This window comes from Brevibacillus daliensis, from assembly GCF_021245735.1.
GTDB lineage: Bacteria > Bacillota > Bacilli > Brevibacillales > Brevibacillaceae > Brevibacillus_B > Brevibacillus_B daliensis.
Genome location: NZ_JAJISB010000005.1, coordinates 14,595 through 29,323 on the forward strand (window position 1 = coordinate 14,595; position 14,729 = coordinate 29,323).

Here is a 14,729-nt window from a genome sequence, read left to right on the forward strand (position 1 = left end):
AAAATTCATTAAAAGGAGGTTACTGCATGTTAGCATTCTTGCAAAAAATCGGTAAGTCACTCATGCTACCAGTTGCATCATTGCCAGCAGCTTCAATATTACTTCGTTTTGGTAACATCGACTACGTAAAAGATTTTGGCATGGGTACGAGCGGGGAATTCATTAACACGTATGTGGCACCATTCCTAGCAGCAGGTGGTTCAGCAATTTTTGATAATTTACCTTTAATCTTTGCTGTTGGGGTTGCCATAGGATTAGCAGGAGATGCCGTAGCTGCACTTGCTGCTGTTATCGCTCAGCTTGTTTTACTTAACGTTTTGAAAGCGGTTCCGGGTGCATTCTCATTTATTGACGATGCCTTGGTACTGAACATGGGCGTACTTGGAGGTATCTTATCCGGGGGTCTCGCAGCCTACTTCTTCAACAAGTATCATAATATCAAGCTCCCGGATTGGTTAGGCTTCTTCTCTGGAAAACGATTTGTTCCGATTGTCACATCATCAGCCATGGTTATCGTGGGTCTGTTGTGCGGTCTTGTATGGGGTCCTGTACAAGAAGCGCTTAACACGTTTGGTAACTACATTGTAAGCTTGGGTGCAGTAGGTTCTGGTGTGTTCGGTTTTGTTAACCGTCTCTTGATTCCATTTGGTCTTCACCATGTTATCAACACGATTGCTTGGTTTGAAATTGGTACATTTACAAATGCAGCAGGAGAACTGATAAAAGGTGACTTGCACCGTTTCTTCGCTGGTGATACAAGCGCTGGCCTATTCATGACAGGTTTCTTCCCAATCATGATGTTCGCAATGCCAGGTATCGCCCTTGCCATCGTGCATTCTGCAAAACCTGAAAACCGCAAAACGGTTGCTTCTATCTTCATGAGCACAGCAATCGCTGCGTTCTTGACAGGTATCACAGAGCCAGTTGAATTTGCTTTCATGTTCGCAGCTCCAGTATTGTATGGTATCCATGCAGTATTAACCGGGGTTATCAGCTTCATCATTGTAGAGATGGGTGTAAGACTAGGTTTTGGTTTCTCTGCTGGTCTTATCGACTATGGGATTAACTTCAAATGGTCGACCAAACCGCTTCTTTTATGGCCAATTGGTCTTGCAACATTCGTATTGTACTACTTCTTGTTCCGGTTGGTTATCAAGAAGTTTAACCTGAAAACACCAGGTCGTGAGGATGACTTCATGGCAGATCCATCTGGAGAAGAAGGTGCAGTAACTAGTGCTTCTCCAATGAAGGATAAAGCGGAAAAAGTTCTTGTTAACCTTGGCGGTAAAGAAAATGTGAAGAGCGTTGATGCGTGTATTACTCGTCTTCGTCTGGTAGTAAACGATGATAAAAAAGTTAACGATGCGGCACTGAAACAACTAGGTGCTGCAGGTGTTATGCGTCTTGGTGGAGGTAGCGTTCAGGTGGTATTCGGTACACAATCTGAAGCTCTAAAAGACGAGATTAACAAGCTGTAAGAAAGAGTAGCTACCGTCAGGTGCTTCTCAACCATGTGAGAGGGTAAGGCCGTTCATTACGGTCTTGCCCTTTTTCTCTCTCAAGTTGAGCATGCTAGTTAACACATGCTAAAGTAAAAACAGATAATGTACCAGAATCATAAAGGAGTGGGGCAGAGTATGTTACTGGAAGTTATCGCAACAACACTGGATGATGCAAAAAGAGCAGAAGCAGGCGGCGCAGATCGTCTTGAATTGATTACAGGCATCCTAGAAGGCGGAGTCACGCCAAGCTACGGCTTAATCGAACAAGTAGTGAAGCAGGTCTCCATCCCTGTAAACGTGATGGTACGACCACATAGTCAATCTTTTTGTTATACAAGTGATGATGTAGCTGTCATGAAGAGAGATGTACAAGTCATTCGTGAATTGGGTGCCACAGGGATAGTTATGGGTATGCTGACACCAGCAGGTGAGATCGATATACCTGCGCTGGAAGAACTTCTGAGAGAGTCGGGGAACATGGATGTAACATTCCATCGGGCATTTGATGAAGCACGAAATCAAATGGAGACGCTTAAGAAACTGCTTACGTATCAACAAATCAATCGTATTCTTACCTCTGGCGGAAAGCCAAGTGCGCTCAATGCTAAGGATGAGATTAAGCAGATGGTAGAATGTACGAAAGAAACCCATTTGAACATTCTAGCTGGAAGCGGTTTGAAAATGGACTCCATTTCTTCTTTTGTGGAGGAAACAGGAGTAGTAGAAATTCATTTTGGGACAGGTGTGCGTGAAGAGGGGCTAGCATTGAAGCCAGTTGACCCACAAAAAGTAGCAGAGCTAAAACGATTAATTACTTCATAAGCAGGTGAAGACAGGTGAAGCGTGCGTTTGACATCGAGATTAGACGTTTGGAAATGGGAAGGGACTTGGTCTACCTGATTGGTGGTGGCGTTACTCATATTGGCGCCTCTGCAACTGCCTACTGGCATGAAAATGAGGTACAGGTTACATTGTGTACGGTTCCTGGGCACAAGGAAGATCAATTGGCTGTAGAATGTGCCAGACTTGCCTGTGAACAATACAAGCGGACAGTAACGACCGTAGTAGGTATACATATTCCAGATGCATCCAAGGAGCAGATTATGCTTGCGGTAAAAACCGTGCATGAGGCGATGCAAGAGGAGTTAGAAAAGGAATAACGAGTAAAACATAACATGTGTAACATAGATAGAAAACAGGAGACGATCAAGCCATTTAGGTTTGATCATCTCCTGTTTTTTTGTGTGGTACTGAACGTGTAACGATATTCATTGAAATATTGTAAAATAATGTTATTATTGATAAGGTTTTGGAAAACGGTGTAACTATCAATTATTTGAGTATATCATTAGATAATTGATCGACTGGTTAAAAAATAGGGAATAAGGAGGATGAAATGAACAATGGTATTCAAAAACTGACCTATCTGGATGGGTTACGTGGTGTAGCTGCTTTGATTGTGGTCGTATCTCATTTTGTTCAGCTATTCTATCCGGCACTCTTTAGCCTGCGAGAGGATCAGTCACATTATGAGTGGGAGCTTTTGATCGGCAGTACGCCTTTAAATATTTTTTATAATGGTAATTTTGCTGTTTGCATCTTTTTTGTCCTAAGTGGATTTGTACTTAGCTATCAATATTTTCAGCAAAAAAAACGAACAACTCTGATATCAGGTGCAAGTAAAAGGTATCTACGGCTAGCTATCCCTGTGTTTGTATCTGTTCTGTTGGTGTATGGATTGATGATGGCTAATGCTTTTCATGTCCAGCATTTAAGCTCATATACATTCTCTACGATTGGGAATTATACTGATTCAGATCAACTAGACGTGTTTACGATGATAAAAACAGCGCTGATCGATCTTTTTTTCCTTTATGATTCTAGCTATAATCCTGTTCTTTGGACGATGACTTATGAATTACTGGGATCATTTATGGTATTTCTTTTCCTAGCTTTTTTTGGTAACGCCAAGCAGGAGTATCGGTTTATTATGTATGTAATACTGACACTGGTATTTATTGAGTCGTATTATCTTGCATTTATTTTAGGTATGTTTTTGTGCGATCTGTATCATCATGCAAGAGGGCGTTTTAACCTGCGTATCCATGTCATTCTCTGGTTGTTGGCGGTGGGTCTATATTTGGGGTCGTATCCTTATAGCAATGCTAATTTGACCATTCATCAGTTTATTACGTTTTCTGGCGCTCCGTTTAATCAATTTCAGTTTTATCATATCATTGCGGCTTTTATTTTGATGTATGTGATGGTGGCATCTCCCGGATTACAAAGCTTCTTTTCAAAACGGATGCCGCTATTTTTAGGGGAAATCTCTTTTTCCCTTTATCTGCTACACTTTACCATTCTAACTAGCTTGTCAAGTTATGTGTTCGAAGTGCTGATTTTGCAATTCCCGTATCATATCAGCTTTGTTATTACCGTGTTGATTTCTATGCCTGTTATGATTCTTGGTTCTTCCATTATGAGTAGATACGTTGATCAAAAAGCAATGAGGTGGTCCTCCCAGCTCTATCACGAGTTGTTGGGCCAAAAACTAGAAGCAAAACAACAGAAAAATCAGCGAGTTCGTGTCAAAATGTACGAGCTGTGAAGAAGCAGGCAAAAAGAATTTGAATAGGTTAGTAAAATTGTCAAAATGAACATAGTTGATAATACCCTCTTTCGCGTTATAATAGTAAATCGCGTAAGAGGGTTTTATTATGTTTCTACTTTGCATGAATATTATTTAAAGGAGGCGCTTACTTCTACGAAAGATTTTTCAGTAGAAATATATTATGAACAGAAAAGGTAGTTTGATTGAGAGTGGCACTAAGAAAAGGGAATGGAATGTTTTTGTATTATTGATGGGGATATTAGTAATTGCGACTCTTTTCACCTATCTGATACCAGCAGGTGAATATGCTCGCTTGGAAGTAAATGGTCGCAGTGTGGTGGATGCTGACAGTTTCCATTTTGTCGAGTCGTCTCCTGTTCATCCGTTTGACCTATTGACCAGCATCCACAGAGGGTTGGAGGAATCAGCAGGGATTATTTTTTTCGTCTTAATGGTTGGCGGTACATATGGAATTCTAAACAAAACTGGGGCAATGGAAAGTTTGGTTGCTCAAATGGCTCTCCGACTTCGCAACCAGGAAAAATGGCTCATTCCAATTATGATGCTTTTCTTCGGGATATGTGGTTCACTCATGGCGATGGCTGAAGAGACCTTGCCATATCTTGCCTTGATGATCCCACTTGCTATGGCACTTGGATTTGATGTTATTACAGGGACAGCCATTGTACTTATCGGGGCACAAATTGGTTTTAGCACAGCACTTATTAATCCTTTTACCATTGGAGTGGCTCAGCAGATTGCAGAACTTCCCATGTTTTCGGGCGTAGTGTTTCGTATCTGTCTATTTGTCGTACTTTATATCGTGAGTGTATGGTTTGTATATCGATACGCGATGAAGGTGAAAAAGAATCCAGAACGAGGTTTCTTTGTAGATAGTGGTTTATATCAGATCGATATGGAAGAGATTAAGAAAAATAAGGTAACACTGCAACATAAACTGGTTTTACTTAGCTTTCTAATGGCACTGGGGATGATTGCGTTTGGCGTGATGAAAAATGGTTGGTTTATCACAGAAATTGCATCCATCTTCTTGCTGTTGGGATTGATTGCAGGTATCGTCTGTCGTTTTAGCGGTAAAGAGATTGTAACGTCCTTCATGCAAGGGGCAAGCACCTTGATCGAGGGAGCACTTGTCATCGGGTTTGCAAGAGGGATTTTGATCATTTTACAGGATGGAATGATCATGGATACGATCTTGTATTACTCTGCACTGGCGATACAAAATATACCCGCCGCTTTCACCGCAGTAGGAATGTTTATTCTGCAGTGCTTTTTAAGTATTATAGTCCCATCAGGAAGCGGTCAAGCAGCTCTTACGATGCCGATTATGACTCCACTTGCTGATCTGGTCGGGATTACTCGTCAAACAGCAGTACTTGCCTTTCAATTTGGTGATGGCTTAACCAATATTGTTACGCCTACATCGGGATACTTTATGGCTGGACTTGCTCTTGCAAGAATTCCTTGGGGACGCTGGATAAAGTGGATTTGGCCATTGATTTGTATCCAGTTCATCATTGGAGCATGTGCTGTGGTCATTGCTCAATTAATTAGGTATGGTCCGTTTTAAATGAGGACGGGATAAATAAAGACTAATTGTTTTAGGGCAATAGTAGGAACGAAAATGTAAGCGAAAATGAAACAAACAGGCGTCGGATTAAATACCGACGCCTGTTTGTTTACAACTACTCTTATTATGCGTTTTGTTTCTTTTTCAAAGCTACAGCAATTTTCGCAGCTACTTCTGCATTGTGCTTCACTAGTGCAATGTTTGTTTCCAAGCTCTTGCCCGCTGTCATTTCTTTTACTTTGCTAAGAAGGAATGGTGTCACTTTTTTACCAGCGATATCATTTTCTTTTGCTTCTGCTAGCGCTCCATTGATAACTTTCTCCATCTCTTCATAAGGAAGTTCTGATTCTGCTGGAACCGGGTTAGCGATGATCATTCCGCCGTCTAATCCCAATTTCCACTTGCTGTCCATTACGGCAGCTACCTCTTCAGGTGATTCCAGACGGTAATCTACACCGAATTCGCTCTCGCGGGAGAAGAAGGATGGGAACTTGTCACAATTGTATCCTACTACGGGTACCCCTTGTGTCTCAAGGTATTCCAATGTACGTCCGATATCCAGGATGGACTTCGCGCCTGCGCATACAACAGCTACATTTGTATGAGCCAATTCAGTCAGGTCAGCGGAAACATCCCACGTTACTTCACCCTCACGATGCACACCACCGATTCCACCAGTAGCAAACATCTCAATGCCAGCCAACTGAGCAGCAATCATCGTACCAGCAACCGTAGTCGCACCCATTTTGCCTGTTGCCATCGCATAAGGGAAGTCGCGACGACTCACTTTTAATACAGATTTATTCGTTGCGAACTCAAGCAGCTCTTCTTCGTTCAGACCAATCTTGATTTTGCCGTCCATAATACCGATTGTTGCAGGTACTGCACCGTTATCGCGAATAATTTGTTCTACTTCTTTTGCCATCTCAATGTTTTGCGGATATGGCATACCGTGAGAGATGATTGTTGTTTCCAAAGCGACGATCGGCATTTTATTTTCCAGTGCGTGTTTCACTTCATCTGTAAAAGTAAGGTATTGTTTCATTGTTCATTCTCCTTTACGAGTTGGTATAGTTTATCAGGCTGTAGTTCAGGGGAAACTGAGCTTTCCGATACAAGGGTAAGGGCGGAGGCGGCTAGTCCGAGACGGCAAGCATCCAGTAAGGATTCACCTTGCAACACACCGTACAGTAGTCCGGAAGCGAAGGCATCGCCTGCGCCGGTTACATCGATTACTTCAACCGGATAAGGCAAAAGGTGCTCCTCATGCCCAGGAGTAGAAAGGTAAATACCTTGTTCTCCCATTGTGACAATGACGTTGGTAACCCCACGTGCTCTAATGCGTTCACAAGCTAGTGGTACATCTTCCAAATCTGTTATTTTCATGCCAGACAGCAATTCAGCCTCTTCCAGATTAGGAAGAATGGTTGTAATTCCTTGTAGAGATTCTGGCAATTTTTTCGCCTTGGCGGATGAGACAGGATCAACGTAGAGAGAGATACCTTCTTCGTTACAGCGATCCATTACATAAGAAATCACATCTTTACTCAAATTGGTATCCAGAAGGACAATCTCTGAGGAGGCGATGTGCGTCCATTTTTCAGCAATCATTTCAACCGTTACTTTTTCATAAATGTCCATATTGGCGAGCGAGACAAACATTTCGCCATCTACATCCAGAAGGGCAGTATACGTACCCGTCTGTTCGGCAGGCAGCTTCCAAACCTGGCTGACATTGACGCCATGACGCCTTGTTTCAGACAGGACCCATTCGCCTTCCTTATCTTCTCCTACAGAAGTAATCAAAGAAGTTGGACAGCCAAGCCTTGCCACATTTTCAGCAATGTTACGTCCAACACCGCCACATGACTGGGTGAGGGTAACAGGATTGGAGGAGTGAAGAACCACGCGCTCCTTGCTATGTGCTTTGCGATCCAGATTAGCACCACCTATGCAGGTGATTGAGGCTTCATCTTTCAGTACATAGGCTCTCCCTTTTATTTGACCTTGTTTCGTCAGATTAGCGATATAGCCAGCTACAGCAGAACGAGATATCCCTACTTTGTTGGCTAATTCTTGCTGACTAACAAAGGGATTGGAGCGGATGTGATGTAAGATCAAAGTCTCCTTATCCATATATGAAACCCCTCCTTTCAACAAAAGTTTATCACGCAAACAAAAGTTTGTAAAGTAGATAATACTTTTTCCTGTTTTCTACATACCCAACTTCTCCTAACACATACTAACGGGAGTACATACGCGGAAGGAGCAAAAAAATACATGTGGTATTCCATCTTGTTAGTTGCTAGTATGCTCACAAGTCAAGCAGAAGCTGTGCTACCTAACATGCAGCCCATTGTGATACCTGTACAAACAGGCATTCATACTTCACAGGATCTAGCCAAAAATTCAGACCAAATTATCTTGGCTACTCCAATCGAGCCCCTTGAGCGAGAACCCCAAAACCAGTTGATTGAAGGAAAGCGAGTTGTTAAGTTCAGGCAGATCTTCCAGGTGAAACAGACAATAAAAGGTGTGCCTATTACCCAAATAAAAATAGAGTTAATTGGATTGGTACCTGAACCGCGAATCCAAGACCCGCTTAATGAAAAGTATCCAGGACCTTTAGGCTCAGGTGATTACTTTTTGTTTCTTAAAAAAGGTGAAGCCGACCACTATAACGTGATCGGCTCATGGAAAGGAATATATCCAGTTTTTGATGGAAGAACGGTTACAATCACAGGACTTGGTTTTCCTGAATTAGGACGGCTTACCCCACAGGAAATGATTAAAAAAATCAGGCAGCTATTACAGTAATCTATATCGGCGCAGGTGTTTTGTTATTGCCGAGCTCTAATCAGTTAAATAAGACCAACCAATTGCAGTCCGTTATGAATGCCATCTTCATCACAGGAGGAGGTGACATAACGGGCTGTTTTTTTTGCTTCAGCAACTGCATTTCCCATTGCGACACCATGACCTACGGTTGCCAACATTTGTAAATCATTATGCCCGTCTCCGAATGCATAAGTATTTTCAAGGGCAAAATGGCCTCGCTTGACGAGTTGTTCAATTCCCACCGCTTTGGAGCATCCGACAGGCAATATATCATACGCATATGGGTGCCAACGAACCAGCTCTAAATGAGGAAATCGCTCGGAATAAGAAGCAGCCTGTTCAGGTGCACAAAAAATGATTCCCTGGTAAATAGGATTGTGCTGATAAAACTCAGGAAGGTGGGCTGGCATGTCTAGTTTTAATTCCTGATAAATTTCTTCCACCTGTGTATCATCAGCTCGGTTAACACAGAGACTGTTATGATGTACATAAGCAAGTGTATGTCCATTTTTATCTGCGAGGGAGGTTACTTCCTGTAAGATGGGAAGTGGAATCGGGTTATCGTAAATGACCTCCCCTTCGAATACGACAAATTGTCCGTTTATTGATACATAAGAGCGTATATTTAATTCCTGACAGAGATCTTCAATCTGGCTCGGCTGACGACCGCTTGCGATTGCTACATAGATGTTTTGATCGTGTAATCGTTTGATAGCTGTTCGCGTGCTATCCAGAATCTTTTTTTGTTCCGTAAGCAAAGTACCATCTACATCAAAAAAAACAATTTTTTTCAATGATTTATCCCCCATAAGCTAGTATCATCAGTTGCAACCTCTCTTCTACACGTCACGCCCTTCCGGTTACGCCGAATAGAAGGAGGTCTTACAAGAGTAGAATAATTTATGAAAAGCATTTCAGGTCAAGAGGATAATTAAAAATATGTTGAAAATAGTTTGCGAATTCTTTAGACAAAAGGTGAAACGTTAACCAGATCGTAACGTCAAAAAAACAGAAGGAGTAGTAGTAAATACTGGTTCCTTATTATACATTTAAGCTATTTAGAGAAAGGGCGGCAATCATTATGAATAAAAATGGAAACACACTCAAACTACTTTCATCGGTTCTTGTAGTAGGTACGCTGGTATTTGGGTCAGTTGGTAGTTTTGCTCCAACAGCATATGCAGCAGTTGAGGCGAATAGTGTTCGCAATATCACTGTCTCAGGTCTGGGCAGCATGTTTATTACTCCTGATGTGGCATATTTGAACATCGGAGTGCAAACAGAGGCAAAGACTGCACTGGAATCGCAAACCCAGAATAGCAAGCAATTTGCAGCAGTGGAACAAGCTCTGAAAGCGGAAGGAATTCCTGCAAAAGATATCATTACTCAGCAGTATAGTACGAATCCTCAGTACACTTATGATGAAAAAGAGGGTCGCAAAGTAATCGGTTATGAGACTACTAATATGGTACGTGTTACTTATCGTGACCTAGACAAAGTAGGGGTACTGCTAGACAACGTTGCGAAGGCAGGAGCTAACCGAATTGATGGCGTCCAGCTTAGCACAGAAAAACAGGCAGTATATGAGCAACAGGCATTGGAGCTGGCTGTGAAAAATGCAAACACAAAAGCGGATACACTAGCAAAAGCTGCTGGGGTAAAAGTGAATAAGGTATTGACCATTACGGAGAGTAATGTCACCAATCGACCATTTATGATGATGGAGTCTCTAATGATGGACAATGCAGCTGCGAAAAGTGCTGAGCCAACTGCGTCTATCTCCAAAGGACAGATTGAGCTGGAAGCACGTATAACGATCCAGTATGAAATTGAATAGCGCAAATTCTACTTACTAAAAACGGCGTACACGTCAAAGCTAAATTCCCTGCAAGAGAAGGAATTTGGCTTGACGGTGCGCCGTTTTTCCATGTTAAATGAAAGTTGTGAGGTTTTCCCTAGATATAGTACTCATATTATAATGAGTTGGAGAGGAAGGGAGAAAAGAATGTCAATTGGTTATCGCACAATTAAAACAGCTATTGGAGCTGGACTGGCTATTTTCATCGCAGAACTGATGGGATTGGAGTTCTATGCGTCTGCGGGAACGCTTGCTATTCTATCTATTCAAGTGACCAGAAAAACCTCCCTAACTGCAGCAGCGTCACGTCTAATCTCCTGTATTGGTGCTATTCTGTTTAGCTTTGTTTTTTTCAGCATCATTGGATTTACTCCAATAACCATCACGATCATTATACTTTTGTTCATTCCAGTACTTGTTCGTTTAAAGGCAATAGAGGGGTTTGTCACCAGCTGCGTCATAATGTTGCATATTTATCTGACACAAGATTTGAGCTTACCTTTTATCTGGAACGAGGTTCAATTGGTAATTGTGGGTATTGGTGTAGGATTAATCATGAATCTTTACATGCCGAACAGAGACCGAGAATTGTGGGAGATTCAGCAAAAAGTGGAACAGAATTTTTCTAATATTTTACGAGAACTGGCTCAGTACATTCGTAATGGAGAAGGCGATTGGACTGGTCAAGAGATGGTAGACACCCCTGTCATGATCCAAACTGCAAAGGATATTGCGCTGACAATCGTGGAAAATAATTTACTGCGAAAGGAACCAACCATCTATCGCTATTTCGAAGTGAGGGAGAAGCAGTTTGAGATATTGGAACGCATGTTACCAGTAGTATCTTCTCTATCCTTGCAAGTTCCTCAGGCTAAGCAGATTGCAGATTTTATGGATGAGTTAAGTACTCATATTCATCCCGGAAATACCTCTTATGTGTATCTAGATGGTATTCGGGAAATCAGGAATATGGTTCGGCTAGAAGAGTTACCTAAAACACGGGAAGAGTTCGAGGTGCGAGCATCCTTGTTTTTCCTGTTAAGTGAAATAGAACAATACCTTCTATTAAAACATAACTACATCAAATCAGAACGAGAAGAGGCTAAAATATTGCAACGCCATCGGAAAGGCTCCTCTTCGTAACCAGGACCAAAAAAACAAGCGTTTTTTTAAGCCCAATTAAACGACCGATATGCAAGGTGCAGCGTATGATGAAGAAGAATCAAAGGATTGGAAGTGATTCTTTTGGATCTACAGCTCTTGCGAGAAGTGGAGGATACGTATTCATTTACGATTCATGATACGGAAATTCTGCACGATACAGGTCGAACGATTGTGATACAACTAGAAACAAACGCAGGTGAGTATGTTTGTAAGCGTATTATTCTGGATGAGGTACGATTGCAATTTATTTTGGCAGTAGAGAATCATTTGCGAGCTAAGGGGATAAGGATCCCCACCATATTGCCAACCAGAGATAATAAAAGTTATTTCACGTGGGATGGACAATATTATCTGCTTCAAGAATATATTCCGGAAGAACCTGGTCTGGATACTGACAAGGGGAAGACAGATCTGCGTGATTTGCTGGATAGAGCAGCGCTTCTTGGAGATATCCATACAGCCTCATATGGTTTTTCTACTCCAATGAGTGGATTATATAATGGGGTACTAAAGTGGGATGATCAATACGAGTCATGGGTGCGATATCTAAAAAAATGGATGGAACAGAATAGTAAGAGTTCTTCAGAGCAAAAACAAATAATATGTGAGTACTTGCCTTATTTTCAAGGCGTAGGCAAACTGGTCCAAAAGGTATTGAACGCTTCAAGCTATTATCAAAGCTGGAAATACAGACCGCTTTCAGAGCAATGGGTTTGTCATGGGGATTATCACCGGGGAAATGTGTGGAAACGTAACTCTCAATATTGGGTGATCGATTGGGAGTTTACTAGACATGACTTTCCATCCCGTGATGTGGAGCGTCTGGTTAACCTGATGGTAAAAAAGCTGAATACCTGGAACAATAAGGCCTTTGATCAGTTAATTCACTCCTATTTAAATCATAATCCACTAAAGGGTGAAGAACGCTGGTTACTTTATCAAGACCTGACATTTCCACATGGGGTGCGACGCTTGCTAAAGCACAATTTATATCGAAAAATGTCTGCTTCACAGATTGAAAAATTATTGGAACGAGAGTACGAACGAAGTGAACAGCTACTTCATATGTAGGTAGAGGGAATGGAAGAACAGATCGCTATGAAAAGTATCTGGAAAATATAAAATAGCGTACAGGAACTGAATGGAGCTTCCTGCACGCTATTTTATTCCCATCACTTTTCTACATATCCTTGTTCCTATAGATTTTATACGAAATAAGATAAGAGAGAACGATGCAAAGTACAAGGAATAGAGGTGATAGTTTTACCAAAAGAAAGAACTGTTCTTCTGTAGGCATCGGAACCCCAAACCGATTTAGGACAAATGCGATAAAAGTAGGAATGGCAAATATGGCAATCATCATGACTCTACTTCTCTCAACTCCGAACTTATAAACCAATGGGAGCATGATACAAACAAAGAGAATCGCTATTCCAAATAAGACGTAGGAGACAAGGAGCTGTTCACTGATGGAGCTGGTATCTTTGAAGAGTACCATAAGAGCACCAAATACCACAGAGAAAAGCGTACCCATAACAGCTAAGAGTATGGATAACAAATATTTGCTTACGACCATCTCTTTCTTGGTAACAGGCATGGATAGGGCAAAGGTATCCCATTTTGCCAAATCGTCGTAGGAGAATGAGGTAATGCTCACCATAGTAAAGAGTAAAACAACCATACCACTGAGAAAACTGGGATCCACCATGCTGTATGCCAGCAATCCATAAAAGACTAAAATAAATAGGGTCGTGCGAAACGTCTTACGCAAGTTTAAAATGTCCTTGATCAAAAGACCTTTCATTGTTCCTCACCTCTTACATGAAATAATATAATTTCCTCGATGTTTGTGTGGTCAATGACAAAGCCACGGTATTTCTTTTCCATCTCTTTCTTGTCTCTCACAAGAACCTCGTAACCAAACTGACCCTTTCGGTATCCGACTATATCTGACTTGCTAATCTTTTTGAAATCCTCAATGCCGCACTTCATAATCCCATACTCATAGATCAGCTCATCCTTAGACTCACTGAATACAATCTTTCCGTCATGAATGAAAGTAATATAATCTGCAATCTTTTCCAGATCGCTCGTTATATGGGACGAAAGAAGAATGGACCGTTCTTCATCTTGAATAAAATCAAGGAGAATATCCAGGATTTCATTTCGAACAATAGGATCGAGCCCACTCGTTGCCTCATCTAATAGTAATAACTTGGGATGATGGGAGAGGGCAGTAGCAATGGATAACTTCATTTTCATGCCCTTTGAATATTCTTTTACTGTTTTATTAAGTGGTAGCTTAAATGTTTTGAGATAGTTGGTAAAGAGAGCATCGTCCCAATTTTGAAAGATGTTACGCATGATTTTTGCGATATCATCAGGACGCAAATGATCATGGAAATGGCTATTATCAAAAACGACACCGATTTGTTCTTTGATCTGTTTTTCATCTTTCATGTGGTCAAGCCCAAACATTTTAACTTGCCCACTATTCTTATTAATGAGGTTCAATATTAACTTAATTGTGGTTGTTTTTCCTGCTCCATTTTCCCCTACGAATCCCATAATGCTTCCTTTGGGCAATTGAAAGCTAACATCTTCAAGAGAAAAGGTATCAAATTGTTTAGATAGGTGGTTTACTTCCAGGACTGTTTCCATTTTTACTCCTCCTCATAAAGCATCGATAACATCTCGTGTAGATCCAAAAGGGTAATGCCGCTACTTTTTGCAACATGGACAGCCTTTTGCAGATGTTCTTCTGTTATTCGCAGCTGTTCTTCCTTGATCAATTCCATGTTTCTATTAGCTACGAAGCTTCCTTTTCCCATTACGGTTTCAATAAAGCCATCTCTTTCTAAATCTTCATAGGCACGCTTCGTGGTTATTACGCTTACCCGCAGTTCTTTTGCTAACAGGCGCATGGAGGGAAGAGCAGCTCCTTCCAGGAGTGTTCCAGAGATAATATGATTTTTTATTTGAGATGATATTTGTTCATATATTGGTTTACCGCTTGAATTACTGATAATGATATCCATGGAAATACCTCTCAGGTCATTATATTGTATATATACTATATATACAATATATCAGGTTGATAATTTCTAGTCAATGTAACACAAGGAGAAAAAACATTTCCCCTTTTTATTCAGATTATTTACAATA

General features: G+C 41.2%; 15 protein-coding genes. 9 read left to right on the forward strand and 6 right to left on the reverse strand.

What is annotated here, in order from left to right:
• The first annotated feature begins 26 nt into the window (after positions 1 to 26).
• From LM917_RS07510 to LM917_RS07530, 5 genes are all read left to right on the forward strand, one after another.
• Entirely contained in the window at positions 27 to 1,478 is a 1,452-nt protein-coding gene (locus tag LM917_RS07510; protein WP_232696883.1) for a PTS transporter subunit EIIC, read from the forward strand.
• Between the two features lie 159 nt (positions 1,479 to 1,637).
• Positions 1,638 to 2,324: a copper homeostasis protein CutC gene (locus LM917_RS07515; RefSeq protein ID WP_232696884.1), complete on the forward strand. Its 687-nt coding sequence runs from the start codon at positions 1,638 to 1,640 to the stop codon at positions 2,322 to 2,324.
• Between the two features lie 14 nt (positions 2,325 to 2,338).
• The gene (lpdD, locus tag LM917_RS07520) at positions 2,339 to 2,662 is read left to right on the forward strand and encodes a prenylated flavin chaperone LpdD (RefSeq protein WP_232696885.1); all 324 of its coding nucleotides are present in this window, start codon (positions 2,339 to 2,341) and stop codon (positions 2,660 to 2,662) included.
• A 236-nt stretch (positions 2,663 to 2,898) separates the two neighbouring features.
• Positions 2,899 to 4,110 carry an acyltransferase family protein gene (locus LM917_RS07525; RefSeq protein ID WP_232696886.1) on the forward strand — a complete coding sequence of 404 codons (1,212 nt, stop codon included), beginning with the start codon at positions 2,899 to 2,901 and terminating at the stop codon, positions 4,108 to 4,110.
• A gap of 184 nt (positions 4,111 to 4,294) precedes the next feature.
• On the forward strand, positions 4,295 to 5,704 hold the full coding sequence (locus LM917_RS07530) for a YfcC family protein (RefSeq protein WP_232696887.1): 1,410 nt from the start codon (positions 4,295 to 4,297) through the stop codon (positions 5,702 to 5,704).
• Between the two features lie 124 nt (positions 5,705 to 5,828).
• On the opposite strand, the gene LM917_RS07535 is transcribed toward LM917_RS07530, so the two are convergent.
• Positions 5,829 to 6,749, reverse strand: coding sequence for a pseudouridine-5'-phosphate glycosidase (locus LM917_RS07535; protein WP_232696888.1), 921 nt, complete (start codon positions 6,747 to 6,749; stop codon positions 5,829 to 5,831).
• Complete coding sequence (locus LM917_RS07540; protein ID WP_232696889.1) at positions 6,746 to 7,840, reverse strand: carbohydrate kinase; 1,095 nt, start codon at positions 7,838 to 7,840, stop codon at positions 6,746 to 6,748. Before LM917_RS07540 ends, LM917_RS07535 begins: the two co-directional genes overlap by 4 nt.
• Before the next feature lie 144 nt (positions 7,841 to 7,984).
• Here LM917_RS07540 and LM917_RS07545 point away from each other — a divergent pair, with 144 nt between their 5' ends.
• The gene (locus LM917_RS07545) at positions 7,985 to 8,521 is read left to right on the forward strand and encodes a hypothetical protein (protein ID WP_232696890.1); all 537 of its coding nucleotides are present in this window, start codon (positions 7,985 to 7,987) and stop codon (positions 8,519 to 8,521) included.
• Positions 8,522 to 8,565: 44 nt separating this feature from the next.
• On the opposite strand, the gene LM917_RS07550 is transcribed toward LM917_RS07545, so the two are convergent.
• Complete coding sequence (locus LM917_RS07550; RefSeq protein ID WP_232696891.1) at positions 8,566 to 9,336, reverse strand: Cof-type HAD-IIB family hydrolase; 771 nt, start codon at positions 9,334 to 9,336, stop codon at positions 8,566 to 8,568.
• Positions 9,337 to 9,623: 287 nt separating this feature from the next.
• On the opposite strand from LM917_RS07550, the gene LM917_RS07555 reads away from it, so the two are divergent.
• From LM917_RS07555 to LM917_RS07565, 3 genes are all read left to right on the forward strand, one after another.
• Entirely contained in the window at positions 9,624 to 10,379 is a 756-nt protein-coding gene (locus LM917_RS07555) for an SIMPL domain-containing protein (protein WP_232696892.1), read from the forward strand.
• A gap of 168 nt (positions 10,380 to 10,547) precedes the next feature.
• Positions 10,548 to 11,543, forward strand: a complete 996-nt coding sequence (locus LM917_RS07560; RefSeq protein WP_232696893.1) for an aromatic acid exporter family protein — start codon at positions 10,548 to 10,550, stop codon at positions 11,541 to 11,543.
• Between the two features lie 93 nt (positions 11,544 to 11,636).
• Positions 11,637 to 12,635 (forward strand): YutH/CotS family kinase-like spore coat protein, encoded by a 999-nt coding sequence (locus LM917_RS07565; protein ID WP_232696913.1) that lies wholly within the window; start codon positions 11,637 to 11,639, stop codon positions 12,633 to 12,635.
• Between the two features lie 109 nt (positions 12,636 to 12,744).
• Here LM917_RS07565 and LM917_RS07570 read toward each other — a convergent pair whose 3' ends face one another.
• Genes LM917_RS07570 through LM917_RS07580 form a run of 3 tightly spaced genes read right to left on the reverse strand, consistent with a single transcriptional unit; the run spans position 12,745 to position 14,602 of the window.
• Entirely contained in the window at positions 12,745 to 13,368 is a 624-nt protein-coding gene (locus LM917_RS07570) for an ABC-2 transporter permease (protein WP_232696894.1), read from the reverse strand.
• Positions 13,365 to 14,225: an ABC transporter ATP-binding protein gene (locus tag LM917_RS07575; protein WP_232696895.1), complete on the reverse strand. Its 861-nt coding sequence runs from the start codon at positions 14,223 to 14,225 to the stop codon at positions 13,365 to 13,367. Before LM917_RS07575 ends, LM917_RS07570 begins: the two co-directional genes overlap by 4 nt.
• Before the next feature lie 2 nt (positions 14,226 to 14,227).
• On the reverse strand, positions 14,228 to 14,602 hold the full coding sequence (locus tag LM917_RS07580) for a GntR family transcriptional regulator (RefSeq protein ID WP_232696896.1): 375 nt from the start codon (positions 14,600 to 14,602) through the stop codon (positions 14,228 to 14,230).
• Positions 14,603 to 14,729 lie beyond the last annotated feature (127 nt).